We start from the raw sequence: 26,909 nt of genomic DNA, 5'->3' as shown, positions 1-26,909 counted from the left end.
GCGTCCAACAGGACCCGCCTAGCCTCCCGACAATCGTCGGCTGGACCGACACTCGGGAGCAAACGGCCATGCAGATCACGCGTCGCTCTGCGCTACTTTCGCCATTTGCGCTGTCGCTCGCCGCTCTGCCGGCCTCGGCCCAGGGCGTCATCGCCGGCCTACCGCGGCGGGAGACGCTGATCCTCGAGAATCCCGAGGGCACGATCCGCAACGCCGGTTGGTTCAACATCTGGGCCATCAATGCCGGCGGCCAGTCCACGGGCCTGCACCAGCTAACTATGGACACGCTTTGGTACATCGACCCGGAGCGCGGCATCGACGGCCATGCCTGGGACAACTCGCTGGCCGCGGCGCCACCCGAGTACAATGCCGATTTCACCGAGATGAAGGTGCGGCTGCGTGACGGGATCGTCTGGAGCGACGGCACGCCTTTCACCTCCGCGGATGTCGTGCACACGGTGGAGACGCAGATCGCCAATCGCGGGATGCGCTGGAGCGCGGTGCTGGCGCAGAATGTCGCGCAGGTGACTGCGCCCAACGCGCATAGCGTGACCTTCACGCTGAAGAAGCCGAACTCCCGCTTTCACGCCCAGTTCACTACTCGCTGGGGCGCCATCTGGATCATGCCGAAGCACGTCTTCGAGAAGGTCCAGGACCCCGTCCGCTTCGATTTCGCCAACCCCGTCACGCTCGGCGCCTACACGCTGCACAGCTTCGACCCAAACGGGAAGTGGTACATCTGGCAGCGGCGTGAGGACTGGCAGCGCACCACGCTCGGTCGCTTCGGCATGCCGGGCCCGCGCTATGTCGCCTATGTCGATCCGGGCCCACCGGACAAGCGCGTCATCGCCCAGATGAACCATGATCTGGACGTGGTGCACGACGTGGCGCCGGAGGGGATGTTCACCCTGGCGCGGCAGTCGCAGACCTCAAAGGGCTGGTTCCCGCGCTTCCCCTATGCGCATCCCGACCCGACGCTGCCCTCGCTGATCTTCAACAACCAGAACCCTCTCTTCCAGAGCCGCGACGTGCGCTGGGCGCTGGCGCTGCTGATCGACATTAAGGCGGTTTCCATGGCCTCCTACCGCGGCGCGGCGACCATCTCAGCCATCGCTGTGCCGCCGACCGGGACGCACCCGGCGGACTATCATGCGCCGCTGGAAAGCTGGGTCGAGGCCTTCGAGATCGACACCGGCAAGCGGAAATTCCGCCCCTACGATCCCGCCATGGGCAAGCAGATCACCGACATGCTGCGTCCGACGCTGAAGGACCAGATCCCGACCGACCCGGAGCAGATCGCCAAGTCCTTCGGCATGGGCTGGTGGAAGCCCAACGCGCAGGCCGCGGCAGAACTGCTGGAGCGCGCTGGCTTCCGCAAGCAGGGCAGCGCCTGGCATACGCCCGACGGCAAGCCCTTCAGCATCCGCGTCATGGTGGAAGGCGAGAGCCGGCCGGTGATGACCCGCGCCGGCACCATGATCGCGCAGAACTGGCGGCAGTTCGGCATCGACGCCAAGGTCGATGTCGCCCAGGGCACGCTCGTCGATCGCCGCGCTGCGGGCGACTTCGATACCTTCATTGGCTGGAGCGTCGAGACCTATGGCGGGCATCCCGACCTCGCCTATTTCCTCGACAGCTGGCATTCGCAATTCGTGGCGAAGGCTGGCAGCCCGCAGCCTCTGCGCAACTGGCAGCGCTGGGCCAATCCGGAGCTCGACCGGATCATCGAGCAGATCCGCACCATCGGCTTCGACGATCCGCGCAGCCTGGAGCTCGGCCGCGACTATGTGAAGCTGATGGTCCGCGAGATGCCGATCATCCCGCTGATGGCCTACAATGTCTTCACCACGGTGGACGAGCAGTACTGGACCGGCTACCCGAACGCCGAGGATCCCTACACCAATCCCGTCACCAACTGGGGCAACTCGCGCTACATGTTCCCCCGCCTGAAGTCGCGCGCCTGAGGCGCGCGGCATGCCGGCCTATGCCCGTTACCTGCTGAAGCGCTTCGGGCAGTTCACCCTGGTGGTCTTCATCGGGGTGAACATCACCTTCCTGATCAGCCATGCGACGCCGATCGATCCGGTCGAGCAGACCGTGGCCGCGGCCACCGCCTTTGGCGGCACCAGCCCGGAGGCGGTGGAGGAAATGCGCCGGTCGCTGCGCTCGCTCTACGGGCTGGAGGGCGGGCTGCTGCAGCAGTATATCGGTTTCTGGGGCCGAGTGGTGGTCGGCGATTTCGGCCCCTCCCTCTCCGCCTTCCCGACGCTGGTCTCGACGCTGATCGCCCGGGCGGCGCCCTGGACAGTGGGGCTGCTGCTGGTCTCGACCCTGCTCTCCTGGGTCATCGGCAACCTGCTGGGCGGCCTCGCCGGCTATTACCGTCACAACCGCGCGCTGAAGCTGGTCGGGCTACTGGCCATGGCCGTGCACCCCATCCCCTACTACATCGTTGCCTTAGTCCTGCTCATCCTATTCGGCTATGTCTGGCCGGTGCTGCCGATCAGCGGCGGGTCTGGGATGAATGTGGAGCAGGGTTTCAGCCTCGACTTCGCCCTCAGCGTGCTGCGGCATTCCATCCTGCCGGCGCTGTCGCTGGTGCTGATTGGTATCGGCAGTTGGTTTCTCGGCATGCGCTCTCTCGTCTCCAACGTGGTGACGGACGACTACGTGACCTATGCGGAACTCGCCGGCGTGCCGCGGCGGAGGATCCTCGTCGCCTATGTCATGCGCAACGCCATCACGCCGCAAATCACCGGCCTCGCCATGTCGATCGGCGCCATCTTCAACGGTGCTATCATCACCGAGCAGGTCTTCGGCTACCCCGGCATCGGTACCCTGCTGGTCGAGGCTGTGCATAAGGGCGACTACAGCCTTGTGCTCGGCGTCGCCACCATCTCCATAGTCACCGTTGCCACTGCGGTACTGGTCATCGACCTGCTGCACCCGCTGATCGATCCGCGCGTCCAGGCGGCGGAAGGGGGCCACTGATGCTCGCCATCCTGCGCGACCTACTGCGGACCAATTGGGAATTCGCCCTCGGCCTGCTGCTAACCGGTATCGTGCTGGTAGTGGCCGCGCTGTCCTTCGTCTCGCCCTACCCGCCGCTCGACGTCTACGTCGTGCCGCCGGACGTGCCGCCCTCGGCCGAGTACTGGCTCGGCACCAATTCCCGCGGCCAGGACGTGTTCTGGCAGCTGACCGTCGCCGCCCGCAACACGCTGCTCTTTGGCATCACCGTCGCGCTCATCAGCCGCGTGCTGTCTTTGACTGTCGGGCTGCTCTCGGGCTACCTCGGTGGCGCTGTGGACCGGGTGCTGATGTCGGTGAACGACACCTTCATCGTCGTCCCGCTCTTCCCCATCCTGGTCCTGTTCTACTTCGTGCTGCGGGACAGCATGTCCTGGGGCCTGCTCGCCGTCGTCATGGCCTGCCTCGGCTGGTCTTACGACGCGCGGCTGATCCGCTCGGTGGCAATGAGCCTGAAGACGCGGGAGTTCACCCGCCAAGCCGTCTTCTCCGGCATGGGCACGCCGAGGATCGTGCTCCAGGAGCACCTGCCCTACGTCCTGCCCATCGTCTTCTCGACCACCATGAACAACCTGAACTGGTCGATCGGTCTGGAGGTGACCCTCTCCGTCCTCGGCTTCACCGATGTGAACACGCCGACCATCGGCGGCATGGTCTACTGGGCGAACCAGCACACCGCCATGGTCGCCGGCATTTGGTGGTGGATCGCGGCACCAGTCGCGCTGGTGGCGATGCTCTTCATCGGTCTCTTCCTGCTCTCGGTCTCGATGAATGAGTATATCGACCCGCGCAGCCGCCTCGCACGCATCGGCGGGGGAGCGGGCTGATGCCCCCGCAGCAACTCATGGAGCCCATGGCCACCACCGCGCCGGCCGGCCGCCCGGCGCTCACCGTCAGCGGCCTCCGCGCCTACTACCAGGTAGCGCATTTCGGCGTGCGGCGCGAGGTGCGCGCGGTGGACGGCATCGACCTGAACGTGGCGAAGGACGAGATCTACGGCCTTGCCGGCGAGAGTAGCTCGGGCAAGAGCAGCCTGATCAAGACCATCGCCCGCGCCATCCGGCCGCCTCTGAACCATGTCGGAGGCTCGGTGGTCTTCGACTTCAAGGGCATCGGCGAGCGCTCGCTCTATGATCTCGCGCCGGCGGAGCTGGTTGCGATCCGATGGCGAAACCTCTCCTATGTCATGCAGGCATCGATGAGCGTGTTGAACCCGGTGCGCCGGGTCCGGCACAGCTTCCGCGATTTCGCCTTCCCGCATATGGACCTGGCGGAGCCCGCCTTCTGGCAGACGGTGGAGGCGCATCTGGAGCGGCTGCACCTGCCCGCCTCCGTCCTCGGCGCTTACCCGCACGAGCTTTCAGGCGGCATGCGCCAGCGCGTCACCATCGCCCTCGCAACGGTCTGCCGTCCCGATTTCGTCATCATGGACGAGCCGACCACGGCGCTCGACGTCGTGGTGCAGAAGGGCGTGCTCGGCATGATCCGGGAGGTGCAGCGGGAGATCGGTTCCTCCGTCCTCTTCGTCACGCATGACATGGCGGTGCACGCTAACCTTACGGACCGGCTAGGCATCATGTATGCCGGCCGCATCGTCGAGGAAGGCCGCACGCCAGACGTCTTCCGCGCGCCGCGCCACCCCTATACCCGGCACCTGATCGCCAGCCTGCCGCGCATCGGCGACCGGGCGCCGAAATCGGGTTTGGAAGGCAAGCCACCCAACTTGGCCGCGCCGCCGCCCGGGTGCCGCTTCCACCCGCGCTGCCCACTCGTGCGCGAGATCTGTCGGCGGGAGAGCCCGCCGCTCGATCCGATCGCACCTGACCATCGGGTCGCCTGCCATGCCGCGCAACCCGGAGGCTGGGCATGACCGCGCTGCTCCAGGTGGACCATGTCGGCCGAAGCTTCAGCGGTGGCCTCTTCTCCCGCCGCCGCACTCGCGCCGTGGCGGATGTGGACTTCACGCTTTCGGCGGAGCAGCCAGAGGTCTTCGCCGTGATCGGCGAGAGCGGCAGCGGCAAGACCACCCTGGCTCGCATGGTGCTGGCCATGACCGCACCGAGCGAGGGCGCTATCCGCTTTCAGGGCCGTGACCTGCGCGAGATCCGCTCCCGCCGCGACCGGCTGGACTTCATGCGGCACGTCCAGCCGATCTTCCAAAATCCCTTCGAGGCCTTCAACCCGCTGAAGCGCGTGGACCGTTATCTCTACGCCGCCGCCGCCCGCTTCCGCGGCGCCGCGACGCGGGTGGCGGCCGAGGCCATGGCCGACGAGGCGCTGCACCAGGTCGGGCTTTCGCTGGCCGAGGTCAAAGGCCGCTTCCCGCACGAGCTCTCGGGCGGGCAGCTGCAGCGCACTGCCATCGCCCGCGCCCTGATCCCGCGCCCGGCGCTAATCGTGGCGGACGAGCCGGTCTCGATGATCGACGCCTCGCTGCGCATGACGGTGACCAACCTCTTCCGTACGCTGCGGGACGAACTGCGCGTCTCAATCATCTACATCACCCACGACCTCGCCACTGCCTATTACGTCAGCGACCGCGTCATTGTCATGCGGCAGGGCGAGGTGGTGGAGAGCGGCGCGGCCGAGCAGGTGCTGACAGTGCCGCGGCATCCCTATTCCAAACTGCTGAAGGATTCGGTGCTGTCCATCGACGGCGCCTGGGCCGGCGATGCCCTTCGGTCCCACGCAATTCCCTGACACGAGGAAACCCATGCGCAAGGTAGAGGCCCTGGTCGACCGTGACTTCGCGATCGGCGAGACCGACCGCCGGCTCTTCGGCGCCTTCGTCGAGCATCTCGGCCGCTGCGTCTATGGCGGCATCTACGAGCCGGGCCACCCGACGGCAGATGCACGCGGCTTCCGCGGTGATGTCCTGGCGCTGGTGAAGGAGCTCGCGCCAACCATCATGCGCTACCCCGGCGGCAATTTCGTGTCGGGCTACAATTGGGAAGACGGCGTCGGCCCGGTTGAGCAGCGGCCGCGTCGCCTCGACCTCGCCTGGATGTCCACCGAGACCAACCAGTTCGGCACCAACGAGTTCATGGACTGGTGCCGCGCCGCCGGCATCGAGCCGATGATGGCGGTCAATCTCGGCACCCGCGGGCCGGATGCCGCGCGCAACCTGCTGGAATATTGCAACCATCACGGTGGCACCGCCTGGTCCGACCTCCGCCGCGCGCACGGCTGGGAACAGCCGCATGACGTGAAGTTCTGGTGCCTCGGCAACGAGATGGACGGGCCGTGGCAGATGGAGCGCAAGACTGCCGAGGAATATGGCCGCGTCGCCGCCGAGACGGCGAAGCTGATGAAGTGGCTCGACCCCTCCATCGAGCTGTCAGCTTGTGGCTCGTCCTCTCGCACCATGGCCACTTTCGGCGCCTGGGAGGACAAGGTGCTGGAGCACACCTTCGACCATGTGGACTACATCTCGCTCCACACCTATCTGAACAACTACGCCCAGGACACCGGCGCTTTCCTCGCCAGCCCAGACATGATGGACTGGTTCATCGAGGAGGTGGTGGCGATCGCGGATTCGGTCGCGGCGCGCCGCCGCTCGCGCAAGCGGATCATGTTGAGCTTCGACGAGTGGAATGTCTGGTACCGCACCCGCCGGCGGGCCGCCGACCGGGTGAAGCCGGGCTGGCCCGTCGCGCCGCATATCCTGGAAGAGGTTTACACCATGGAGGACGCCCTCGCCTTCGGGGGCGCCTGCATCTCGCTGCTCAATCATGCGGACCGGGTGAAGTCGGCCTGCCTGGCGCAGCTCGTCAATGCTATCGCGCCGATCATGACGGAGAACGGCGGCCCGGCCTGGCGGCAGACCATCTTTTTTCCCTTTGCCGACTTCAGCAATCTCGGCCGCGGCCGGGTGCTGCAGGCGCGGCTCGACAGCCCAACCTATGCCGCGACCTATTACGACCCGCGTGGCTCCGACGACCACCGCTTCCCGCTGCCGGAGACGCCCTATTGCAAGCTCTCCGTCGTGCATGACGCGGCGGGTGGCCATCTCACCATCTTCGCCCTCAACCGCCACCTGAGCGAGCCGATGCCCTTCGAGACGGTGGCGCGCGGCTTCAAGGGCCTCGTGCTCGAGAGCGCGCACCAACTCAGCCATGATGACCCGCAGGCGGTGAACACCAGGGAGGCACCGGACCGCGTCGCGCCGGTGAGGCTGGGCGGCGTGGAGATCGCGGGCGAGCGTGTCGGCGCCACGCTGCCGCCGGCCTCCTGGAACGTCATCCGCCTGCGTGCCGCAAGCTGAGGCGGCCGGGCGACCGAAGCGTCGCGGGGCGCTACCCGGCGAAGGGGTGCGCTTGCAGGCCCGGCACATCGACGGCGAGCTCGAGCAGCGCGCCGTCCGCCGGGCCGGGCTGCGCCATGCCGACACGGGCCGAGGTGATGTAGAGCGTCCGCAAATCCGGCCCGCCGAAGACGCAGGAGGTGGGCTGCGCGCAGGGCAGCGGCACCTCGCGCTCGACGCTGCCGTCGGGGCGGTAGCGGATCAGCCGGCTCGCGCCGAAGCGGGCATTCCACAGGCAGCCCTCGGCATCCATGGTGCCGCCGTCCGGCACGCCGGGCCCGCCCTCGACGAAGCGGCGGCGGTTGGCGAGCGTGCCGCTGGCCGGATCGACATCGAAGATGTCGATGCGGTTGGCCTCGCTGTCGGCGAAGGTGAGCCGCTTGCCATCGGGCGAGAAGGCCAGGGCATTGGTGATGCCCACCCCCTCCGCCCAGCGCGTGACGGTGCCGTCCGGGTCGATGCGGAACAGCCCGCCGGTGGCGCGCGTCACCGGCAGGTCCTCCTTCTGGGGGCCGATATTGTTCTGCATGGTGCCGAGCCAGAGCCGGCCCGCCGCGTCGCAGCGTGCGTCATTGGCACGGTTGCCCGCAACCGGGTCGGGAGCCACCCAGCGTTCCACCGCACCATGCTCCGACAGGAAGGCGATGCCGCTTGCCAGCGTCACCAGCAGCCCGCCGCCGCGCCGCGGGAAAACAGCGGAGACGCTTTCCGGCAGCGGCCAGACGCACCGTGCGTCACTTGCGGGGTGCCAGCGCCAGACCTGCCGCTCGACAATATCTACCCAGTACAGTGCGACGGCTGCAGCGTCCCAGTGCGGCCCCTCACCGAGCGTGTTGCCTGCCGCTACCGCGATCCTCGCCGCCATGCGACGTCCCTCCGCGTCATGCTTGCGGCGCAAGGTGGCAGCCCAGCGCCGCTGCGGCAACGTCAACACCAAAGGGAGATAACCGATGCCCGCCTGGGCCTGCTATCGCAGCCTGGCTGGTCGATCCGCCACCGCAACTGGCGGCGGCTCCGACACCGGCGCGCAAATCGTCCGCCGTTTCTGCGAACAGGGCAGCCGCGTCGCCTTCCTCGACATCGACCGCGCGGCGAGCGAGGCCCTGTTTGCGAGGCTGGTGTAGGAGGGGCCGCCCACACCGCTCTTCCTCCCCTGCGACCTGCGCGATATCGCGGCGATGCGTGCGGCGATCGAGGATGCGGCAGCGATGCACGGGCCCGTCAGCGTGCTGGTCAACAACGCCACCCGCGACGACCGCCATCCAGCTGAAACGGTGGCGCCCGAGTATTGGGACGAGCGCTTTGCGGTGAATCTTCGCCATCATTCTTCGCGGTGGAGGCCGTCCACCCAATGATACGCGCGGCGGGCGGGGGCTCCATCGTCAATATGGGCTCGGTCTCCTGGATGATCGGGCAGGGCGGAATGGCGGCCTATAGGGCAGCGAAATCGGCGGTGCTCGGCCTGACCAGCCCCTTCGCCCGCGACTGGGAGCCGGACCGCTTCAGGGTCAATTCCGTCGCCCCCGGCTGGATCATTACCGAGCGCCAGGCGCAGCACTGGCTGCCGCCTGAAGGCGAGCGGGAGCTGATGGCTCGCCAGTGCCTGAAGCGAAAGCTCGATGCGGACGACGTCACCCGTCTCGGGCTGTTCCTGGCGGCGGAGGACAGCGGCGCTATGACGAAACAGTGCTACATCGTCGATGGAGGCTGGGTCTATGCCAATGAGCATCACATGCAAGACCTATGGCGGCATCGTCGCCGCGCTGCGAGTTCCCGACCGGGTTGGGCACCTGGACAACGTCGTCCTCGGCCTGCCGCGGCTGGAGGATTATGTCACGCACAGCCCGTATTTCGGTGCGCTGATCGGCCGTTATGGCAACCGCATTGCTGGAGGGCGCTTCAGGCTGGACGGCGTGGACTACCGGCTCAACGCCAATGACGGACCGAACTCCCTCCATGGCGGTAGGGCCGGCTTCGACCGGCAGGTCTGGTCGGCCGAGGCGATACCTTCCCAGCAGGGGCTTGCGGTTGCCCTGACCCGCCAAAGCCCGGAGGGGGAGGAGGGCTATCCCGGCACCCTCGATGTCCGCGTGACCTACACGCTGACCGAGACCGACGAGTTCCGGATCGACTACGAGGCGCGTACGGACCGCCTGACGGTGCTCAACCTCACCAGCCATGGCTACTTCAACCTGGCGGGCGAAGGCCGCGGTTCCATCGAGGGACACGAACTGCGGCTGAATGCCAGGGCCTACACACCGGTTGACGCCACGCTCATCCCGACAGGCGCCCTCGACCCGGTCGCCGGCACGCCCTTCGACTTTACCCGGCCGACGCCGATCGGCGCCCGGCTGCGGGAGGGGCATCCGCAGCTCCTCGCGGCCCGTGGCTATGACCATAACTGGGTGCTGGACAAGGCGCCGGGCGAGTTCGGCCTTGCCGCCCGGCTGCGCGACCCGCTCTCCGGACGGGTGATGGAGATCCACACCGACCAGCCCGGGCTGCAATTCTATAGTGGCAACTTCCTGGACGGCACGCTGGTCGGCTCATCCGCGCGTCCCTACCGGCAGGGCGATGGCCTCTGCCTGGAGACCCAGCATTTCCCGAATTCGCCAAACCTGCTTGCCTTTCCCTCGACGGTGCTGCGGCCGGGCGAGGTGTTCCGCTCGGCCACGCTGCACCGCTTTCTTGCCGAGTGATCAGCCTGCGGTGATGTGGTTCGCTTTCACCTGTAGAAGTATGGACTTGATCTGACGGTCATTTGACCGGCGGGTGGGCATGTCCGATCTGGTGTGGATGTCCGAGGCCTATGGTGCCTGCAGCATCTGGTCACTGAACTGGCGGCGTAATTCGCCGTCGTGCGGACGTTGGCTTTCCGCTCGGCGATGTGGCCACACGCTATTGGAGGAAGCCGATCCATCGCCCTGCGACCACCGCCCCAAGCCAGACGACCATCGAGACAAAGGCCGCAACCCGCACCGAGCCATGCACCCCAGCGCCGGCGATGGTCTGGCGCCAATGGCGGTTGTAGCGCAGCGTGAGGACATTGAGCATGCCGAGCCCGATCAAGCCGAGTTTGGCGAGGAACGCAGGGTTCGCCGCGTAGGTCAGCGGCCGTGTGCTGAACAGCAGGAAACCCGTCGCCAACGCGAGGACGAGGCCGCAAGTGGCGACCCGCCAGAGAGGTGGTCCGAGATCCGCAAGCGAATGGTCCCGAAACAGCCCGAGCAGCCGGAGATCCAACGTCACAATAGATCCGAGCAGCATGCCGATCGATGCGATATGTGCCGCGTTCGCCAACGGGTAGGCGATCCTGGACTGACGCAGCGAAGCCGCGACCGACCATTCCGACAAAGCTTGCAGCGCTTCCAAAGCGAGGACGCTCAGTTGTCCCGGATGCGATCGGGATAAATGTCGTAGGTTCTCTCGCCGACTGTAATTCGCACCGCCTTCATTCGCCGCTCGCCTTGGGTCAGGGAGCGGTTCCCGATGGCGACGACCCGGTCACCAGCCCGCGCCGACGCATCGGAGAACCCGGCCCTTGCCGTCTGACCAGGGTTGGACAGCTCTACCGTCCAGATCCCGTCGGTGGGCGTCTCGACCCGCAGCGTGGGGTGGGGGTAGCCGACGTAAACCTCGCGCACCGTCCCGCGCAACTCACTCTGCTCGCCCTCGGCCCACGACCAGCCATGGTGAGCGGCAGCGCTTGAGGCGCCCAGCAACACGGCAAGGAGGCCTGCTCCCACCGCATCCATGAATCGATGCGCGCCCATGCTGCCCTCCCGTTCGCTGCTTGGATACAGAGAAATTGGGCCGCGGCGCGCATTTGTCGACCTCCGACGTGCAGCCGGGGCGTCAGCCAAGCCGGCACTCCGTACCAGCCCGTCGCCACCGCGCCACAAGGTGTGCTGGTGATGCCAAGTTTGTGGTCTCTAACCGCAACGAAGTGGTTGCGGCAGGTTGATGGGATGGCGACCGAGCCCAGCACCCACCGCGGATACCGCTTCCCAGCCACCCGCGTGTAGGATCCCCCCTTTTTCGGAACAAAAGTGGCCCTTGTCGGGATCCGGGGAGATGGAGGACTGGCCGGCCTGACCGGGATCTGATGGGATGCGGGACGGGTGCGGTCCGGTGCTGGAGGCCCTGTCATGGTCGGCGCAGAGCTGGTCAACTTTGCTGGACGACGCCAAGTGCTTCGCCATGGTGCGGCAGCATCGGTGGCCGGAGCAGGTGCAGTGTCATGGCTGCGACAGCAAGGCGGTGGTGCGCGATGGCCATGATGATAGCCAGCCACATCGCCAGCGCTACCGGTGCAATGCCTGCGGCAAGCGCTTCGATCACCTGACCGGCACGGTCCTGGCCGGGCATCACCAGCCCCTGCGTGTCTGGGCGCTGTGCCTCACCTTCATGGGCCTGAACCTGTCGAACCGACAGATCGCCGCGGAACTGGGCCTGTCTGTCTCGGACATGCAGATCATGACGGAGCAGCTGCGCAGCGGCTTTGCCGCCAAGACCCCGCCCGTGCGGCTGGAGGGCGACGTCGAGGTGGACGAGGTCTACGTCGTGGCCGGCCACAAAGGCCAGCCTGCTGCGGTCGCAAAAAGGGGCGGCTCGGGCGCCGGCGCCGCCTGGCGGGTGCGCCGGGACGCGGCACAAACCACCAATCCTCGGGTTGATCCAGCGTGGCGGCCAGCTGGTCATGCGCATGCTGCCCAATGTGCAGCAGCGGACGATCCAGCCGATCATCACCGCCACGGTCGCCCCGGGAAGCCAGGTCTACACCGACGAGTATGACATCTACGCCCGCCTCGAGGCTTGGAGCTATGGGCACCAGACGGTCTGCCACGCTCATGGCGAGTACGCCCGCGACGATGATGGCGACGGCTTTTGCGAGGTGCACGTCAACACCATGGAGGGGGTGTGGTCGCTCCTGCGGTCGTGGCTGCGGCCGCACCGGGGCATCTCCCAGGAGAAGCTGCCGCTCTACCTCACTTTCTTCGCGTTTGTGCATAACGCGCGCCGCCGCGGCAGAGCCCTCCTCGGGCAACTCGTCGCCGCACTGGTGGCCTGACATGCCCCTCCGCGCCGTCACCCCGGATCCCGACAAGAGCCTCAGACGTTACGGCAAGGGCGGATGCGCACTGGACGTCCGCTCCAGAGGAGTGACTCAATCACGGCAACCTGCAGCAAACTCAATGCGGCTCACATAAGACCGGTTGTATCAGGCTGACCGGTGACCTCCCCAATGCCATCACTTACCCAGAGTTTCTCCACTCGTGTCCTTCAATTTGCGCTATCACTGCGGCGACGGCTCTGAAGAATGCGGCTTGCGTCCAAGCCGAACGTGAGCCTCTCGATCGCGGAAAGAACGGTCTATCGAGATCCTCCACCTTTGTTCCGCTTCGGAATGCCCGATTGTCCCTATTCGCCGGAAGAAGCAGGCTGTGGGATGCGCTCCTCCCCGACGGGCCGATGCCCTGGCGAGAAGAGGGGTCGGCAGGAGGAGGATGGTTCATGGCGAGATCCCGGACCGGTCGGCGATGGCACGCCGTCCAGGGCTCAAAATCTGTGAAGACATTATCGCTGTTCTGGCTTGGCACGGCGCTGTTCGCCCTCGGCATGAGCCGGACCGCGGCAGCAACTTCCTGCACCGACCTCGCCGGCCTCCAGCTTCAGGACACCACCATCACCACCGCTGCAGTCGTGCCGGCCGGTAGTTTTACGCCGACCGGCGCCACCGCGCCCATCACCAACCTACCCGAGTTCTGCCGGGTGGCCGGCGTCATCGCACCGACGCCCGATTCCAGCATCGGCTTCGAGGTCTGGCTGCCGACAGGATGGAACGGGCGCTACCTGCAGAGCGGCAACGGCGGCTTCGCTGGCGCCATTCCCTACACCGCGCTGGGCAAGGGCATCGCCCGCGGGTACGCCACCGCCGGGACCGACGACGGCCACCAAGCGGGCGGTCGGGACGCCTCCTGGGCGCTCGGGGATCCGGAGAAGATCATCGATTTCGGCTATCGGTCGCTGCACCTCACCGCACTGCGCTCCAAGGAGGTGGTGGCGGCCTTCTATCAGGCGGCACCGCGCCGTTCCTATTTCGAGGGTTGCTCTGACGGCGGGCGGGAATCACTGATGGAGGCGCAGCGCTACCCGGATGACTTCGACGGCTGGGTGGTCGGCGCGCCGGCCTACAACTGGACCAATCTCCTCACTGCCCACGCCTGGAACCAGCAGGCCGTGGCAGCTGACCGTGCGAGCGCGCTCACACCCGAGGCGCTGCAGACACTGAGCCAAGCTGTCATCGCGCGCTGTGACGCGCGCGACGGCGTGGTCGACGGCATCATCAGCACGCCGCAGCGTTGCAGTCCCCGTCCGCGCGATCTCGTTTGCCAAGCGGATGAGACCGCGAACTGCCTCACGCCGTCCCAGGCGGAGGCGGCGGAGGCGATCTATGCCGGCGCTGTGACACCCGAAACTGGCCGGATTTACCCCGGCTGGCCGGCTGGCCACGAGGCAGAGCCGGGCAACTGGCCCGCCTGGATCACCGGGCCCGACGCCGCACAACTGGCTTTCAGCACCAACTTTTTTGCCTACATGGTGTACGACAACCCGAGCCTCAGCGTGAGCAGCATCAACATCGCCGACGCCTTTCAGGCGGCTGAGGCACGGGTCGGGCCGATCCTCAACTCCACCGACACCGACACCGACACCGACCTCGGCCGGATCCGCGCGGGCGGCAAGAAGATTATCCACTATCATGGCTGGGCGGACGCCGCGATCTCCACCCGCGGCTCGATCGACTACTACCGCAACGTGGCGACGCGGCTCGGCCGGGCGAACCAGGATTTCTACCGCTTGTTCCTGCTGCCTGGCATGGGCCACTGCACCGGCGGCCCCGGCCCGAACAACATCGGCCAGCTCTCCGCACCGGCCGGCTCGCTGGCCGACCCGGAGCATAACGTACTCGGTGCTTTGCAGCGCTGGGTGGAGGACGGTGTGGCACCCGACTCCATCATCGCCACCAAGTACGCCAGCGACGATCCTGCGCAGACTGTCCTGCGCACCCGCCCGATTTGCCCCTATCCACAGGAGGCCGAGTACAAGGGAGACGGCAGCACGGATGACGCGGCGAACTTCATCTGCGTGCGCCGCTAACTTTCCGGCCGCCAGACTCCCTTGCCAGTTCTGCATGGCGTGTTCTGGAGTGACGGGCTGCCCAGGTGACGCCCAGGATCAGGGCCGTGATTGCCAGGAGCACGGACACTGGGCGTAGCGCCGGCCTGACCGGCGGTGCCGCGCTGGATGACAAGATGGACGGCGATGGCCGATGGAGGGCTGACTCAGTTTGCCTCGTGCCGCGCGCAACGCCGTCCACGGCGCCACCTTTCACCGCTGAAAGGGGCAGGCCACTGGCGCGAGGAAGTGGGTCTGCCTCAAGCGTCTGAGCTCGGGTCCAGAACTCAATATCCTTTCCATCCGGACAGCCGGCCTCCAGCCATAGAAAGTAGGCGCGCTCGCGAATGCGCCGCTCTCGCTCAACATCGATATCCGACATAAAACCCCTCCCTATTCATGCTGACGGCTCTCTGAGCGGGCTCTTGCGGGAGATGCGTTGCCGATTCAGGCATTTGCGCTGCAATGGCAGCGAGAGCCGAACCGCCCATGGGTGAAACGCCATCGACCTTCCATCCGGGCTTCAACGCGGGCGTGGTCGTCGAGGCCCGCGTCGAACGCCTGACCAGCGACGCAGGCGCGGTGATCATGCGCGAGGTGATGGAGCGCAGCGGGATCATCGACTGGCTGACAGAACGGCTGCACGATCCACGCCAGCCGCACTTGGTGACTTATCCCTTGGCCGACCTGCTGCGTACCATGCTGCTGCTCTTCGCACAGGGATGGCGTGACCAGGACGACGCCGATGCTCTGCGGCTCGATCCCGCACTGCGGCTGGCCGCGGCCGGGACGCGCAGCACCACGCCGCTGGCCGAGGGGGCGCACCTGGCCTCGCAGCCGACGCTGTCGCGGCTGCTCGACATCCTGACGCTGGGGCCCAACCGGCCGGTGCTGCGCGAGGCAGTCGGCGAACTCGCCACCCGGCGGCTGCGGGCCGAGCGCGGTGGCCGTGCGCTGCGCTACCTCACCATCGACGTCGACGGCTTGCCGGTCGAGGTGCACGGCGAGCAGCCGGGCTCGGCCTGGAACGGGCACTACCACCAGCGCATGTATCACCCGATCATCGCCTGCGCGGCAGAGACGGGCGACCTGCTCGATGCCCGGCTGCGGCCCGGCAACGCGCACACCGCCGAGGGCGCGCTCGACTTCGTCCTCAACCTCGTCGACCGCCTGGAAGGCTCCATGTGCCAGGTTGCGGCGGTGCGGATGGACGCCGGCTTCCCCGGGGAGCAGCTGCTCGCCGGGCTTGAGCGGCGTGGCACACCCTATGTCGCCAGGCTGCGGAACAACCGCGCTCTCGATCGGCTGGCCGGGCCGTACCTCAGGCGCCCACCGGGGCGGCCACCGGACGAGCCGCGGCTGTGGCTGCACGAGCTGGAGTACCAGGCCGGCTCCTGGTCGCGCCCGCGCCGGGTCGTGCTGGTGGTCAAGGAGCGCCCGGACGACCTGCTGCTCGACCATTTCTGGCTGCTGACCAGCTTCAGCGCCGCCGCCATGCCCGCCGAAGACCTGCTGGCGCATTACCGGCAACGCGGCACAGCGGAGGGCCATTTCGGCGAGCTGATGGACGTCCTCGCGCCGGCGCTGTCCTCGGCGCCGCGCACCAAGAGCCGCTACCGCGACAATCCTCTGCCGGCGCTGCCCACCGGCATCGACGCCGCCGCCCGCAACGAGGCCATCCTGCTGCTGCACCTGCTGGCCTACGAACTGATGCACGCCGGGCGCCGCGCCATGGAACTCGCCACCCACACCGGCTGGAGCCTGCGGCGCTTCCGTGAGCGCGTGCTGCGCGTCGGCGGCCGCGTCCTGCTCCACGCCCGCCGCGTCACCCTCGTCATCGCCCAAACGGCCGCGGGCTTCTGGAGCGCCCTCTGGCCGCGCTTCGAGCGTTTCGCCTGGGCGGGATCCTGAAGGCAGCTTCCGTCAAACACTCTGTGTCGCGCCCATGCCCGCCAGCATTCCTGGCGGACGAGGCCGCATGCCCGCAGCATGCACCAACTGCGCCGCCAACGTCGCCGCGGAGGTCCTCGCCCCCGTTCAACGGAAGCCGCGCCCTTCAAGACAGCGCTTCGTACGACTACCGAGCGTCCGCTTGCCGCTTGACGCAGCATGAAGCGGTATCGACGCGGGCCAGTGTGAATAAGGCGGGAAAACCTCACCCCGGCTGTTGGCACATCGATCCGGCGCTCGTGCTCGGAGGCAGTGGCTGTGCCCTACTGTCTTTGCTCGCGCAGGTGCGGCCGGCGACATTTGCATAGTGCGTTTACAGGGCCGTGCATCACCCTCAGGGCGTTATGCTACGGACAACGGCATGGGCGTACACCCAGGGCGGCATGGCTTCAGAATACCCGCGCATCTCGTCCCGGGCCTCGCCGCACGCACGACCCCGGTTCTGGCGGCTTCGCTGATGGAGTTTTCAATGTCGAAGAAGTGCCTCACCGGCACCATCCTGCATTCCGTCGAGATGCCGGCGAGCGCGGCCGGCCGGCTGGCCGGCGGCATCGTCGCGGCGATCAAGGCGAAGATCATCGAGACCGGCCGGTTCACCATCCCTGACTTCGACGCCTTCGTAGTGCGCGGGACGCCGAAGCGGACGGCGCTGAACCCGAGGACCGGTGAGAAGGTCGCGGTGAAAGCCGGCGCGACGGTGAAGTTCAGGGCCAGCCCATCGCTGAAGGAAGCGGCCGTTGCCGGCCTGAAGAAGGCGAAGCGGAAGGCAGCACGCCAGGGCTGAGCACCACCACGCGGCGGCCACGCCGACCGATGTTCCTTTGAGTCCAGTATGCCGCCTGCGGAGCTTGGACGTGAGGCTGGGCAGTCAGCCGGAAACTCTATCGGCTGCGCGTTTGGAAGCCCTGTTGCTGCAGGGTCAGAAGCGCCGCCCTGGCATCGTCGAACCACACGTCCAGGGCGCGGCCGATCTCCTCGTCCGCCTTTGCCGCCCAGGCATCCCGCACCGCCTGGAGCGCGTCGCGGTTGGCGGCCTCGAAGGCGTCACGCCCAGCCCACTCCCGACCCTTGCTGAGCAGATAGTCGACACCGGTCCCGAGAGCAAAGCCAGCGACCGCCCCGCCCACCGTGCCAATGCCGGGCAGGACACTGCCGAGCGTGCCGCCGCTGCCGGCGGCTTCGGTCTGCAGGATCGCCCTCGCCGCAATCCTCGTGGCAGCCGGTGCGAAGGCCTCAGCGACCAGTCGGCTGATCACCGGCCCGAGCGCTGAGCCCATCCAGGTGCTGCCGCCGACCGTCAACAGGGACTGCAGTCCCTCCGCACCTTTGTCTTCGATGAGGAAGGTAGGCGCCTTCCAACGCTGTGCGTCCCAATCGAGCCGGACCGGCCCCGTGCCATGGGCCGTCAGGTGCGAGGTGTGCGTGGCCAGGAAGCGCGCCAGTTCGCCATCCTCGCGGGTCACGGCGGCCGCGAAGCGCTGGTGCGCGCCGGTGATCGCGTCGCGGATCGCCTCCTGCACCAGCCAATCCCGGTATTCGGGCCGCAGCACCTGCTCGGTGAAGTGCCGCCGGTAGTAGTCCGTCATGTCGCGCCGGACCGCCTCGTCCAGGGTCTCGACACCCGTGCCGGCCGCATGCCGGGCAGCGGAGCTGGCCGCCTCCCACAGCAGCGCCCAGGACCGGCCCCAGGCGAAGTACCAGTCGGCGAAGGCGCGGATGCGAAGGTCGCCGTCGCTGAAGGCCTCCGAGAAGCGTTGCCGCACCTCCTGCCGCAAGGCGGCTGCCGCGGCTGCCCGGTCGGCCTCCAACCCGGCGATGCGGTCGGCAACAAAGGCGGACAGCTGAACACGGTCGATCTCCAGCCGCCGCACGTCGCCGGCACTGTCGCGGACGGTGAGGGTCACCACGTCAGCCACCTGGCGCGCAGGTGGCGGCAGCATCACCGAGCTATCGGCATGCACGGGCTCGGCGTAGTCGGCGTGCCGCAGCCAGCTCCTGACGGTGCCCGTGCCCAGCCAAGCCAACCCCAGGATCAGCAGGAGGAGGGCCAGCACGAGGCCGACCGGCTGGAGCACGAAGGCCAGCGGTCCCACAGGGCGCCGTCCGGAGAATGCGCGCAGTGCTGGGCGGTCGGGCACCTCCGTCCCGGGACCGCCTGGCTGAAGCCGGCCCGCTCCGGACGTCACAGCCCGACCCAGGAGGGAGGTCAGAGGATGCGCCATGAGGTCTCTCCGACAGGAAGCGTTTCGCCTGGACTGCAACCCTCGCCGAACATTGGCCTGATCCGACCAGCGGCGGCCAGGGTATGACGTCCGGTGGGGCCGAAAAAGGGCAGCAAGCTGATGAGCTTGCGGACCTTACGCGGCCCGGTCCTCACCGAGCGAGTCGAGCCCCAGCTCGCGCCGGAGGTGCCCGAACCGCGCCGGATCCATCGCACGACGGTCCTGCAGCAGCGCCCGCAACGCCGCCAGTCCGGCTGAGGTGAAGAAGGCGCGGGTGCCCAGGACCGTTGGCGCCTCGGGCGACACCGCGACCAGCCCGCGGGCGATCAGGCCCTCCCCCTCGCGGAGCGTAGCACCGGCCCTCAGCCGACCTCCCGCCCGCGATTACGCCATGTCCCGACCTGCCGTCCGGCAGAGCGCCGCGCGCAAGCGCCGTCCAGGAGGCCGCGCAGCGGCCCCGGCGCTGTGCGCCGGCGCGCAGCGTCCTGGACGGCGCGAGCACGGTGCTATGCTGGAGTGGTCGGGAAGGCTCCGCTCACCCTGCCGCAAATGTCGCTTTCGGCTGCCTTTCCAGCCTTGACGGCAGGTAGGAAGTCCAACCATGAGGCGGTCCCCAGCAGCAGAGCAGGGAAAGCCCCGGATGTCCTCACGGTAGGCCGCGTAGGTTGTCGCCAAGCCGAGGCCGTAGGTATCATGCGCGTGGTAGGCCTAAATGGTGACTTGCGGGCAGCAGGTCAGGCGGGCAGGGCGATGCCGGACAGCGCCTCGCACCGGGCGAGCAGCCGGTCCTGGACGGCGGCATCCCGCGCGGCCGGGTTCGGGTCGCGCCTGTGCCGGTGGTAGAAGTACTGCCCCGTCACCCGGGCCTCCAGGTCGTCGCTCGCTGCCAGCCAGGCCTGGGTGCGGTGCGCGTGGTCCATGTCGTCGGGCGCGCTCGGACCGCCCATGCGGGTCGGCACCCAGCCAGGCTCCAGCGCGTTGGACAGCACGCCCGACCAGCGGCGGGCCATCGCGAAGGCCAGCATGGCGTCGTACAGCTTGCTCTCGGCGTAGGCCGTCGCACCGTCCCAGCGGCGCCGCTGCCACAGGCAGTCGTCCAGCTGCGCCACGGCGCCGTGATGCATGCCGGAGCTGAGGTAGACCAGCCGATCCGGCCGCTCGATCGATGCCGTCAGCACATAGGGTGCCATCACATTGACCGCGAAGACGTGTGGCAGCCCATCCACCGTCTCGACACGGCGCGGTTCGCGGTAGCCGATGCCGACGTTGTGGATGACGGCGTCGAACCGACCGAGCCGGTTGGCCTGTTCGGCCACGTCGCGCGCACCGGCGATCGTGGTGACGTCGCCCTCCACCACCGCTTCCGCCGTCGGCAGCGCCGCGCGGGCCACGGCCGCGCGCCCCGGGTTGCGGGCGTGCAGCACGACGTGGTGCCCCTGCCCGGCGAGGAGCTGGCCGGCCATGAGCCCTAGCCCATCCGACGACCCGGTGATGAGGATGCGTGCCATTGTTCGCCTCCGATGTTGCGGTCAGCCGCACGCGACGAGGTCGCTCAGCACCGTGCCGATCTCAACCGTGCCGGCGCGGTGCTCGGTGCCGTCGCGTTGGAAGTCGATCCAGCCCTCGTTGAAGCCGTCCAGCATGCGGATGCGCGCCTCCGGGTGCCGCATCCCCTCGCTGCGGAACTGCCGTCCCCAGCCCTCGCGCGGCACCGCGGCCGCCTCCACAGAGGGGCCGAGCGCCCGCCGCCAGGTCGTTCGGTCTGACCTTATGTGGCCCTGACAGCTCCACCACGCGCGCCACCTCACATAGAGCATCGGGCCACAGATTATCGCGCATCTGTTCCGTCCCCTCAAACATGAGGCAGTCCCCCTGGGGCGTAGCCGCTTACGCTCAGTCGCACCGAAGTTATCGACGGGCGCCTGCAACCGTTCGAAAGTAGTTCACCTGCGTTTCTGCCTAAGGGTTATATTTGGACTAGCCGGACCTTCACAGCGGGAACGGCGCTTTAGCCAAGCAAACTAAATAATGGTCAACAAAGCGAGCGGCGAGTGGATTCAATCGATTAAATAATAGTCGTTCGTTATAAAGCGGAAGTTTATTCATCAAAAATACAACAAGGATTTTCTAAATGATTGACGGCAATAGTACTGGGGCGCCGAAAACGGTTGCACAACAGGCGGCGCAGGCCCGCGATAGTAATACAACTCCGGTATTTGTTGTGGGCGAGCAGCAGCCGCAAGATCTGGCACAAGCACAAAACCTTCTCGTTGATGGCCGCGAGGGAGAGCGCGCGCAAGACCTCCCTGCAGCGGGGGATAAAGTCACCAAGCTCCACACAACCAAGCCAAATCCAGTGGCCGACGGGGCGGTGCAACCTTCCAGCCCGCTAAATTCCCTGCCTGCGACCGAACAAAATGGTGCTCCCCCGTCAAACAATGCAGCACCTAATCCTGGCTCCCCGAAAGCTCTTTTCCGGGTCAGCGGTCTTGCACTTGGCCAGCCGGACGAGCTGGGACGCACGGTTGAAGCGATCTTCGCGCGCCGAGCTCCGTATTACGCGGTTTACAAGGTTCGCCGTGGCCCCGTAGCAGTCCAGTTTGCTGACAACGATGTCACAGACATTGATCATGCAGCCCAGCGTGCCTTGATCCAATCCGTCTCAAGACTCAGGATTGAATACGACGCTCTGGCAGACCGGTGGATCGGGGGCGGCGGCGATCCCTGTCATCGGGAACTTGGGCTGGCGCTTGTGGATGCTCTGGAAGGGGAACCAGATCTCGCGGCCTTCCGCATGCAGCAGGGTATCGATCGCCTTAAGGCGATCCGACTTAAGTCAGGACGCGTACAGTACGCCTTTTTCACGGCAATCTGGTGTGTTGTCTCTCTCCTAGCGCTCTACTTAATTGCTCCGCACATCATCCAATTTTCACTCCCTGCCGACAATGTCTGGCTGGTCGCCAAGGCGGCCGTGCTCGGCGCGGCCTTTTCGACCGCAATGAACATCCGCGAGCGCAAGGTGGCACCGGACCAAGACCCCATCTCCAACCTCATGGACACTGGCCTTCGGATCGCAACTGCGGTGCTCGGCAGCGGGTTCCTGCTGATAGCGCTTGGGTCCGGGATGATTTCCCCGCTGGTCATGGGCGATTTCAAAGCCAACACCACAGCCACGTGGCAGGCAGTGATTTCCTTAGGCTTCATCTGCGGCTTCCTGGAGAGATTGGTCCCGAGCCTGCTGGAGCGCCCTTCCAGCGCCACCAACGGAGACGAGGTGGTCGGGACCACAATCCGTTCTGGGACTTCGGCAGGATCGAGCGCCAATGCGGGTAAGGGGGCCCTGCTTAACGGAGCCCCCGGTATCTCCAAGCCCGCTGATGGCAAAGGCAAAACTTCGGAGGGTGCGGAGAAGGCTGCCTGACGCTCCCACCGCGGCCCTGCTGCGCAGGTCAAGACGCAGCAGGGCTTTCTCTAAAAGCCGCGAAGCTGCTTGTATGGGGGCATTCCGGTGTCAACGAATTTCAGATGGCATTGCTCCTTCCGCCTGGCGGCATGAGCGGGTGCCGATACCCGTCCATGAGGTTCGTCGGCAGGTTCTTGTCGTTGTTCGATCAGAAGGGTTCTGTCAGAACTCGTGCCAGATCCGATGGCGTGAGGTGAAGGCCAAGGGCAGCCTACGCCGCTTCGAGAATGGCGAGCACACTGCTGGCTCGACGGAGATGAAGCAGGCGACGGCGGCGAGCAGAGACGGGCGTGGTTCGAAACCAGGTCACATTGGGAGCTGGATTGGCGCTGCCGAGGTAGGTGACGTGGGCATCGATGTCTACGACGACGATCTGCATCTGGGCGGCGATCGGGGACTGAGGCACTACGCCGCTTTGGTCGCCACCGGGAAGCCTTTCGGCATGACGGAGTTCGGACAGTATTACGATGTCACGGTGACTGGTCTCGGCGCCGCGTCTTGGGATGCCCGCACCTTGGCGGCGCGCGTCCGCGACAGCTATCCGCGGACGGCGCTCGCCGCCGCTTGGTACTCGAGCGTGCAGAATGCGGCATCTTATGTCCTCGCTCTCGCGGATGTCGCGCACGCGAAGGAATTGTTCGAGGATCCGCTGGTCGAGACCCAATAGGGCTAGAGCATGGTCCGCGAGAACGGCGAAGCAGGGCCCCCGCGGCGCGATCGGAAGCGCGGGGGCCGGCCGAGAAGCAACCTTTATGCCCATTCTTCTCACGCTCAGTGTCGGTGGACGTGCGGACGCAGCCAGCATGATAGGGATGGCTGCGCGTAAGAACTCGTGTGGCGGCTACGCTACACCCGCCAGGGGACCCGCAAGTCGACCGCAGCGGCCCGAATTCGGGGCTTCATGATGAGCTAGGGACGCCGAATTATGCACGGAGCGTCTCGTGCGCGGAATGGCAGCGCTGAGGGCGTCGTTTACGGGAGGAAGAAGGTGAACAGAACCCATGCGGTGCTTGCGGTGTCGCTGCTTTCTACAGCGCTCGCGGCCTCCGCCACGGCGCAGGGCACAGCCCCGGTCGCCAATGCAACAGTCCCACCCGGGGCGAACACCTCGGATCCATCGGCCCCGTTCTACATCGATCTCACCGGGCTCGATCTGCAGACGATGCCGCCCACGCGTGACCCGACGAACTCTAACTACCCACCAGCAACCGAGTTACCTGATGGGGCCGTGCCGCCGAGGCGTGGATCCGGCAACTTCATCATCGGCCCCACCCACACCGCCGCGCCTGAGACTGCCGAGCGACCGGACAGGCCGAAGGGCCAAGTCCATTCGTTTACGCTGACCTCGGCCGACAGCGTGATCTACAAGCCCGGTCGAGTCCGCGAAGAGAGTTCTCTCAACGCCACCGTCTACACGGCACCAACCGCGCCGGGCGATCCCTCCAACCTGATCATCACATCGAGCCACGCTGGGTCTTGGACCCGCACCGTCACCGTTTACGTTCCGCCGGGGTACTCGCCGGGCACCGAGGCGCCCCTCCTCGTTGCCGGTGACGGCGATCTGCCGCTTCCCACGGCGGGACAGCAGCTGTTCACTGTCCTCGACAACCTGATCGCCGAGCACCGGATCCCGCCGGTGGTCGCCGTCACTATCGGCTCCGGCGGGCAAGACGCGCAAGGCAGCGAGCGCGGGCGCGAGTACGACGAGGTATCGGGCACCTACGCCGATTGGGTGGAATCGGAGGTCCTGCCGGCCGTCGAGCAGAAGGTTGGGATAAGGCTGACCCGCGACCCCAACGCACGGGCGACGATGGGCATCAGCTCGAGCGGCGCCGCGGCGTTCACGATGGCCTGGTTCCGCCCCGACCTGTACCGGCGGGTGCTGGCCTATTCGCCAACCTTCGTGAACCAGCAATGGCCGCACGACCCCGCGCTGCCCGGCGGTGCCTGGGAATACCATTCTCCATGGGCCGGACCGGCGCGGCCGAACCTCGTCGCCAGCGGTTTCACCCCCCCGGCATTGACAGACGCCTCCACCGGCTCGCCGCTTGTTCCGAACAGCCCGCGCAAGCCGATCCGCTTCTGGTTTGAAGTGGGGGACCACGACCTGTTCTACCCGGCGGTCCCGTTGGCAGACGGGATGCACGATTGGGTGCTGGCGAACGAGAACATGGCGCGGGCACTTGCTGCCAAGCGGTACCAGTATCAGTTCGTCTTCGCGCGCAATGCCAGTCACGTGGACGGGCCGACCACGCTGCAAACGCTGCCGACAGCGCTCGAGTGGGTCTGGGCCGGGTACCCGCAGCCCGTGAAGTAGGAAGGGCGGAACACGGCTGAGGGCAATGACCGAGCGTACAAAGTCCGCTCGGCCAGCCCGGTCATATAGCTCGGGCGGAGTTCCGCTGGCCGGCACCATCCGTTTGGTTCGCGCCACTTGGCTTGGCTTTGCAGGTGCTGTAACAGCGGGGTGGCGCTGGCGCAGAGGTCCTTGGCTTGCTGATGCAGGGTGGGCTGGTTGTCCTTGACCTGTATGATCAGGTTGGCTCCGGCCTTTGCGGTGAGCTCGAAGGTTTCCTCTGGCAGTGCAGGGCGTCGAGCGTGATCAGGTGGCCAGCCAAGCCGAGTTCGGCGAGCAGCGCCTGGGCGGCCGGGATCTCGTTGGATTTCTCGTCGACCTCGCTGTGCGCCAGCACCAGCGCCGTGTCGGTGGCGAACATGCCGAGCAGGTGCGCGGCGGCGCGGTCACGGAACGCGTCGAAGCTGCCGCGCAGGGTCTTGCCGTCGATCGCTAGACTACCCCCGTCCGGCTTGGCGTGCGCCGCCTGCAACAGCTTGGCGTGGCCACGGAAGGCTGCCTCCACCGCGTCACTGTCCAAGCCTTGCAGGATGTAGCGGATGGCGGTGTGCGCCGGCGCTCGCCGCCAGGTCAGGCCGAACACCTCGTTCAGCCGGGGACGGTGCATCTCGATGAAGGTGACGATGCTGCGATACGAGTTGATGCTCCTATGTCTGTCAAGGGCGATCGGAGCTGTCCGGCGGTTGTGAATGTCAGCATGATTTCCGGCTCCCTCTCATGACAAGGCCGCCCCTCCGATTTGCTTCCGCCTGCGGGTTGGCCTCCCGACGGCGAGTGAGGCTGCCACGGTGCTCGCGGCGGTGAAGGTGCGGTGCTCGCCGGCCTCGCCATGCTCGCTGTGCTGCGCGTGGCTGCGGCCGGCTGCGCGCCTCCCATCACCGCCACTGCGCGCCGTGGCCGCGAGTTCGCCAGGTCGGGACAGGAAAGCAGGTCCGCCGGTCGAACCGGAAAGCAGGGAATAGGTGGCGGCCGCCACTCCGACGGCACGGGTTTGACTCCGCATGCCGGTGCGCCTCGGCGCCGGCATCGAGGCTCCTGTGCCCTGTTAAGCGGCAGTAGGAGCCGTTTGCCTGGGTCTGCACAAGAGGCCGAAGATTTCGCGCGCAACGTAGCGCTTCAGACAGCGCATGATCTCCTTCATGGCCATCCCCTCCTTGGTACGACGCGCGACATAATCGATGGTGGGCTGATGGCGGCGCATGCGTGTGACGACGACGCGGTGCAGGGCGGCGTTGGCCTGCCGATTGCCACCTCGGTTGAGTCTATGGCGGTTGGTCTGCCCACTGGACGCCGGTATGGGGCAGACGCCACAGAGCTTGGCGAGCGCTCCCTCCGAGCGGATGCGCTCGGGATTGTCGCCGACCAGCAACAACATCTCGGCCGCCGTCACGGTTGCTATACCGGGTGCGGCGATGAGATCGGGCGCGGAGGCCGCGACCAGGACATCGAGCTCGCGGTCGTGGTTTCCGATCTCTGCCTTCAGGGCAAGCCAACGTCGTGCGATCGCTTTGAGGGCCGCTTTAGCAGACGCCGTTGGCGATGTGATGCGTCCAGGCCTGAGTGCCGCCAACTGGCGGGCGAGCGTCATCTCGCCGCTGATGCTCTCGAGCTGCTCGCGCAGCTCTGCCGGTGCGCTGACGATAATGGACTTGAGCGTAAGCATGGCTTGGGTTTTCGCTTTGACCGCGGCATCGCGTGCCACCGTGAGGTGGCGGATCATCTCGACCGAGCCGGTGCCAGCTTTGGGCTCTGCCGTTGCCTGGCCACTAAGCACAGCACGCGCGGCGGCTTCGGCATCGAGGGGATCGTCTTTGCCGTGGCGGCGGCGCGCACTTCGATCAGGTCGGTTCACCTCGAGGACACGGTACCCGGCATCCCGCAGGACGCGCGAGAGACCTGCCCCGTAGCATCCTGTACCCTCGATGCCGAATGCCCTCACCGCGCCGAAGGTACGTGCCCAAGCTTCAAGTTGCCGATATCCCTCCCGGCTTACCGGAACAGTCGTGCTGCCGAGGCGAGCGCCGAGCGAATTCAGCGCAACTGCAGTGTGGGTCCGCTTGTGGGTGTCGATGCCGACAACGATCTCGGTAGCTGGTGTAGTCTTCTCCATGGCGGCAATCCCCTGCCCGAGTGACCGCTGACGATCGCGGGACGGACAGGACTGTGACGGGATCCGTCTTCAAGCTCCTATCAGGTCACGTTCCACGCGGCCGGCGGGTGCTGCCCCAGCGGCCGACAAGTCAACTCGATGGCACGAAGCCAATCGCCAGCTAGGGTCAGGCCCCTCGGAGCAGCAACAATAGTCTCACAGCCGCCGCTGACGATGGCCAGGATGGAGAACAGCAGGACGTACGCCAGCTGGTAGACCTTGCCCTCCGCGCGGCGGTGATCAGGCACCTCCTCCAGCAA

The 26,909-nt window shown here is 66.7% G+C and carries 26 protein-coding genes and 2 pseudogenes; 18 read left to right on the top strand and 10 right to left on the bottom strand.

The window, feature by feature from the left end; genetic code table 11:
- Positions 1-68 precede the first annotated feature (68 nt).
- From Q7A36_RS30520 to arfA, 6 genes are read left to right on the top strand one after another with little or no spacing between them, the layout of a single operon-like run.
- Positions 69-1,964, top strand: a complete 1,896-nt coding sequence (locus tag Q7A36_RS30520; RefSeq protein WP_305107563.1) for an ABC transporter substrate-binding protein — start codon at positions 69-71, stop codon at positions 1,962-1,964.
- Between the two features lie 10 nt (positions 1,965-1,974).
- Complete coding sequence (locus Q7A36_RS30515) at positions 1,975-2,991, top strand: ABC transporter permease (RefSeq protein ID WP_305107562.1); 1,017 nt, start codon at positions 1,975-1,977, stop codon at positions 2,989-2,991.
- Positions 2,991-3,857 carry an ABC transporter permease gene (locus tag Q7A36_RS30510; protein ID WP_305107561.1) on the top strand — a complete coding sequence of 289 codons (867 nt, stop codon included), beginning with the start codon at positions 2,991-2,993 and terminating at the stop codon, positions 3,855-3,857. Before Q7A36_RS30515 ends, Q7A36_RS30510 begins: the two co-directional genes overlap by 1 nt.
- Positions 3,857-4,900: an ABC transporter ATP-binding protein gene (locus tag Q7A36_RS30505; RefSeq protein WP_305107560.1), complete on the top strand. Its 1,044-nt coding sequence runs from the start codon at positions 3,857-3,859 to the stop codon at positions 4,898-4,900. Before Q7A36_RS30510 ends, Q7A36_RS30505 begins: the two co-directional genes overlap by 1 nt.
- On the top strand, positions 4,897-5,730 hold the full coding sequence (locus tag Q7A36_RS30500; RefSeq protein ID WP_305107559.1) for an ABC transporter ATP-binding protein: 834 nt from the start codon (positions 4,897-4,899) through the stop codon (positions 5,728-5,730). The genes Q7A36_RS30505 and Q7A36_RS30500 overlap by 4 nt, the downstream gene beginning before the upstream one ends.
- A 13-nt stretch (positions 5,731-5,743) precedes the next feature.
- Complete coding sequence (gene arfA / locus Q7A36_RS30495) at positions 5,744-7,294, top strand: arabinosylfuranosidase ArfA (RefSeq protein ID WP_305107558.1); 1,551 nt, start codon at positions 5,744-5,746, stop codon at positions 7,292-7,294.
- A 31-nt stretch (positions 7,295-7,325) separates the two neighbouring features.
- On the opposite strand, the gene Q7A36_RS30490 is transcribed toward arfA, so the two are convergent.
- A complete protein-coding gene (locus Q7A36_RS30490; protein ID WP_305107557.1) occupies positions 7,326-8,198 on the bottom strand; it encodes an SMP-30/gluconolactonase/LRE family protein in 873 nt (290 codons plus the stop codon).
- Between the two features lie 85 nt (positions 8,199-8,283).
- On the opposite strand from Q7A36_RS30490, the gene Q7A36_RS30485 reads away from it, so the two are divergent.
- The 4 genes and pseudogenes from Q7A36_RS30485 to Q7A36_RS30470 all read left to right on the top strand — a co-directional run bounded on the left by Q7A36_RS30485 (position 8,284) and on the right by Q7A36_RS30470 (position 10,032).
- Positions 8,284-8,457: a hypothetical protein gene (locus tag Q7A36_RS30485; protein WP_305107556.1), complete on the top strand. Its 174-nt coding sequence runs from the start codon at positions 8,284-8,286 to the stop codon at positions 8,455-8,457.
- 54 nt (positions 8,458-8,511) lie between these two features.
- Positions 8,512-8,688, top strand: coding sequence for an SDR family NAD(P)-dependent oxidoreductase (locus Q7A36_RS30480; protein WP_305107555.1), 177 nt, complete (start codon positions 8,512-8,514; stop codon positions 8,686-8,688).
- Positions 8,685-8,984 (top strand): annotated as a pseudogene (locus Q7A36_RS30475) (SDR family NAD(P)-dependent oxidoreductase); the annotation flags it as partial. The gene Q7A36_RS30480 and the pseudogene Q7A36_RS30475, both read left to right, overlap by 4 nt.
- Positions 8,985-9,054: 70 nt before the next feature.
- Entirely contained in the window at positions 9,055-10,032 is a 978-nt protein-coding gene (locus tag Q7A36_RS30470) for an aldose epimerase family protein (RefSeq protein WP_305107554.1), read from the top strand.
- A gap of 199 nt (positions 10,033-10,231) precedes the next feature.
- Here Q7A36_RS30470 and Q7A36_RS30465 read toward each other — a convergent pair whose 3' ends face one another.
- The gene (locus tag Q7A36_RS30465; RefSeq protein WP_305107553.1) at positions 10,232-10,705 is read right to left on the bottom strand and encodes a DUF6644 family protein; all 474 of its coding nucleotides are present in this window, start codon (positions 10,703-10,705) and stop codon (positions 10,232-10,234) included.
- Positions 10,706-10,716: 11 nt separating this feature from the next.
- Positions 10,717-11,106: a DUF6152 family protein gene (locus Q7A36_RS30460; RefSeq protein ID WP_305107552.1), complete on the bottom strand. Its 390-nt coding sequence runs from the start codon at positions 11,104-11,106 to the stop codon at positions 10,717-10,719.
- A gap of 337 nt (positions 11,107-11,443) precedes the next feature.
- On the opposite strand from Q7A36_RS30460, the pseudogene Q7A36_RS41710 reads away from it, so the two are divergent.
- From Q7A36_RS41710 to Q7A36_RS30445, 3 genes and pseudogenes are all read left to right on the top strand, one after another.
- Positions 11,444-11,602, top strand: a pseudogene (locus tag Q7A36_RS41710) (transposase); the annotation flags it as partial.
- A 232-nt stretch (positions 11,603-11,834) separates the two neighbouring features.
- Positions 11,835-12,404 (top strand): IS1595 family transposase, encoded by a 570-nt coding sequence (locus tag Q7A36_RS30450; RefSeq protein ID WP_370655727.1) that lies wholly within the window; start codon positions 11,835-11,837, stop codon positions 12,402-12,404.
- Positions 12,405-12,847: 443 nt separating this feature from the next.
- Positions 12,848-14,491 carry a tannase/feruloyl esterase family alpha/beta hydrolase gene (locus Q7A36_RS30445; RefSeq protein WP_305107551.1) on the top strand — a complete coding sequence of 548 codons (1,644 nt, stop codon included), beginning with the start codon at positions 12,848-12,850 and terminating at the stop codon, positions 14,489-14,491.
- On the opposite strand, the gene Q7A36_RS30440 is transcribed toward Q7A36_RS30445, so the two are convergent.
- Positions 14,472-14,891, bottom strand: coding sequence for a DUF2934 domain-containing protein (locus Q7A36_RS30440; protein ID WP_305107550.1), 420 nt, complete (start codon positions 14,889-14,891; stop codon positions 14,472-14,474). The two genes, Q7A36_RS30445 and Q7A36_RS30440, sit on opposite strands and share 20 nt — an antisense overlap.
- 107 nt (positions 14,892-14,998) lie before the next feature.
- On the opposite strand from Q7A36_RS30440, the gene Q7A36_RS30435 reads away from it, so the two are divergent.
- Both Q7A36_RS30435 and Q7A36_RS30430 read left to right on the top strand, forming a co-directional pair.
- Positions 14,999-16,420 (top strand): IS1380 family transposase, encoded by a 1,422-nt coding sequence (locus Q7A36_RS30435; protein WP_305107549.1) that lies wholly within the window; start codon positions 14,999-15,001, stop codon positions 16,418-16,420.
- Between the two features lie 400 nt (positions 16,421-16,820).
- Positions 16,821-17,243 (top strand): HU family DNA-binding protein, encoded by a 423-nt coding sequence (locus Q7A36_RS30430; protein ID WP_305107548.1) that lies wholly within the window; start codon positions 16,821-16,823, stop codon positions 17,241-17,243.
- 97 nt (positions 17,244-17,340) lie between these two features.
- Here Q7A36_RS30430 and Q7A36_RS30425 read toward each other — a convergent pair whose 3' ends face one another.
- The 3 genes from Q7A36_RS30425 to Q7A36_RS30415 all read right to left on the bottom strand — a co-directional run bounded on the left by Q7A36_RS30425 (position 17,341) and on the right by Q7A36_RS30415 (position 20,393).
- Positions 17,341-18,681, bottom strand: a complete 1,341-nt coding sequence (locus Q7A36_RS30425) for a hypothetical protein (RefSeq protein WP_305107547.1) — start codon at positions 18,679-18,681, stop codon at positions 17,341-17,343.
- A gap of 734 nt (positions 18,682-19,415) precedes the next feature.
- A complete protein-coding gene (locus tag Q7A36_RS30420; RefSeq protein ID WP_305107546.1) occupies positions 19,416-20,189 on the bottom strand; it encodes an SDR family NAD(P)-dependent oxidoreductase in 774 nt (257 codons plus the stop codon).
- Between the two features lie 21 nt (positions 20,190-20,210).
- A complete protein-coding gene (locus tag Q7A36_RS30415) occupies positions 20,211-20,393 on the bottom strand; it encodes a hypothetical protein (protein WP_305107545.1) in 183 nt (60 codons plus the stop codon).
- A gap of 419 nt (positions 20,394-20,812) precedes the next feature.
- On the opposite strand from Q7A36_RS30415, the gene Q7A36_RS30410 reads away from it, so the two are divergent.
- From Q7A36_RS30410 to Q7A36_RS30400, 3 genes are all read left to right on the top strand, one after another.
- Positions 20,813-22,102 (top strand): hypothetical protein, encoded by a 1,290-nt coding sequence (locus Q7A36_RS30410; RefSeq protein WP_305107544.1) that lies wholly within the window; start codon positions 20,813-20,815, stop codon positions 22,100-22,102.
- 235 nt (positions 22,103-22,337) lie between these two features.
- Positions 22,338-22,811: a hypothetical protein gene (locus Q7A36_RS30405; protein ID WP_305107543.1), complete on the top strand. Its 474-nt coding sequence runs from the start codon at positions 22,338-22,340 to the stop codon at positions 22,809-22,811.
- Between the two features lie 321 nt (positions 22,812-23,132).
- Positions 23,133-24,461 (top strand): alpha/beta hydrolase, encoded by a 1,329-nt coding sequence (locus Q7A36_RS30400; RefSeq protein ID WP_305107542.1) that lies wholly within the window; start codon positions 23,133-23,135, stop codon positions 24,459-24,461.
- 217 nt (positions 24,462-24,678) lie between these two features.
- Here Q7A36_RS30400 and Q7A36_RS30395 read toward each other — a convergent pair whose 3' ends face one another.
- The 3 genes from Q7A36_RS30395 to Q7A36_RS30385 form a co-directional block, all read right to left on the bottom strand.
- Entirely contained in the window at positions 24,679-25,143 is a 465-nt protein-coding gene (locus Q7A36_RS30395; protein WP_370655726.1) for an ISAs1 family transposase, read from the bottom strand.
- A 402-nt stretch (positions 25,144-25,545) separates the two neighbouring features.
- On the bottom strand, positions 25,546-26,610 hold the full coding sequence (locus Q7A36_RS30390) for an IS110 family RNA-guided transposase (protein ID WP_305107540.1): 1,065 nt from the start codon (positions 26,608-26,610) through the stop codon (positions 25,546-25,548).
- Positions 26,611-26,690: 80 nt separating this feature from the next.
- Positions 26,691-26,909: hypothetical protein (locus Q7A36_RS30385; RefSeq protein ID WP_305107539.1), on the bottom strand; the 219-nt coding region annotated here is incomplete at its 5' end.

The sequence above is a fragment of the Paracraurococcus lichenis genome (genome assembly GCF_030657435.1).
In the GTDB taxonomy this organism is placed as follows: Bacteria; Pseudomonadota; Alphaproteobacteria; order Acetobacterales; family Acetobacteraceae; genus Paracraurococcus; species Paracraurococcus lichenis.
Note: the sequence above shows the minus strand (reverse complement) of the source record. Positions and strands in the feature narration are given on the sequence as shown.

Coding starts and splice junctions, on each gene's coding strand:
- Q7A36_RS30390 (WP_305107540.1), bottom strand. CDS start 26,610: ATGGAGAAGACTACACCAGCTACCGAGATCGTTGTCGGCATCGACACC.
- Q7A36_RS30500 (WP_305107559.1), top strand. CDS start 4,897: ATGACCGCGCTGCTCCAGGTGGACCATGTCGGCCGAAGCTTCAGCGGT.
- Q7A36_RS30420 (WP_305107546.1), bottom strand. CDS start 20,189: ATGGCACGCATCCTCATCACCGGGTCGTCGGATGGGCTAGGGCTCATG.
- Q7A36_RS30520 (WP_305107563.1), top strand. CDS start 69: ATGCAGATCACGCGTCGCTCTGCGCTACTTTCGCCATTTGCGCTGTCG.
- Q7A36_RS30445 (WP_305107551.1), top strand. CDS start 12,848: ATGGCGAGATCCCGGACCGGTCGGCGATGGCACGCCGTCCAGGGCTCA.
- Q7A36_RS30430 (WP_305107548.1), top strand. CDS start 16,821: ATGGGCGTACACCCAGGGCGGCATGGCTTCAGAATACCCGCGCATCTC.
- arfA (WP_305107558.1), top strand. CDS start 5,744: ATGCGCAAGGTAGAGGCCCTGGTCGACCGTGACTTCGCGATCGGCGAG.
- Q7A36_RS30515 (WP_305107562.1), top strand. CDS start 1,975: ATGCCGGCCTATGCCCGTTACCTGCTGAAGCGCTTCGGGCAGTTCACC.
- Q7A36_RS30440 (WP_305107550.1), bottom strand. CDS start 14,891: ATGTCGGATATCGATGTTGAGCGAGAGCGGCGCATTCGCGAGCGCGCC.
- Q7A36_RS30460 (WP_305107552.1), bottom strand. CDS start 11,106: ATGGGCGCGCATCGATTCATGGATGCGGTGGGAGCAGGCCTCCTTGCC.
- Q7A36_RS30425 (WP_305107547.1), bottom strand. CDS start 18,681: ATGGCGCATCCTCTGACCTCCCTCCTGGGTCGGGCTGTGACGTCCGGA.
- Q7A36_RS30485 (WP_305107556.1), top strand. CDS start 8,284: ATGCCCGCCTGGGCCTGCTATCGCAGCCTGGCTGGTCGATCCGCCACC.
- Q7A36_RS30505 (WP_305107560.1), top strand. CDS start 3,857: ATGCCCCCGCAGCAACTCATGGAGCCCATGGCCACCACCGCGCCGGCC.
- Q7A36_RS30480 (WP_305107555.1), top strand. CDS start 8,512: ATGCGTGCGGCGATCGAGGATGCGGCAGCGATGCACGGGCCCGTCAGC.
- Q7A36_RS30490 (WP_305107557.1), bottom strand. CDS start 8,198: ATGGCGGCGAGGATCGCGGTAGCGGCAGGCAACACGCTCGGTGAGGGG.
- Q7A36_RS30435 (WP_305107549.1), top strand. CDS start 14,999: ATGGGTGAAACGCCATCGACCTTCCATCCGGGCTTCAACGCGGGCGTG.
- Q7A36_RS30470 (WP_305107554.1), top strand. CDS start 9,055: ATGAGCATCACATGCAAGACCTATGGCGGCATCGTCGCCGCGCTGCGA.
- Q7A36_RS30410 (WP_305107544.1), top strand. CDS start 20,813: ATGATTGACGGCAATAGTACTGGGGCGCCGAAAACGGTTGCACAACAG.
- Q7A36_RS30510 (WP_305107561.1), top strand. CDS start 2,991: ATGCTCGCCATCCTGCGCGACCTACTGCGGACCAATTGGGAATTCGCC.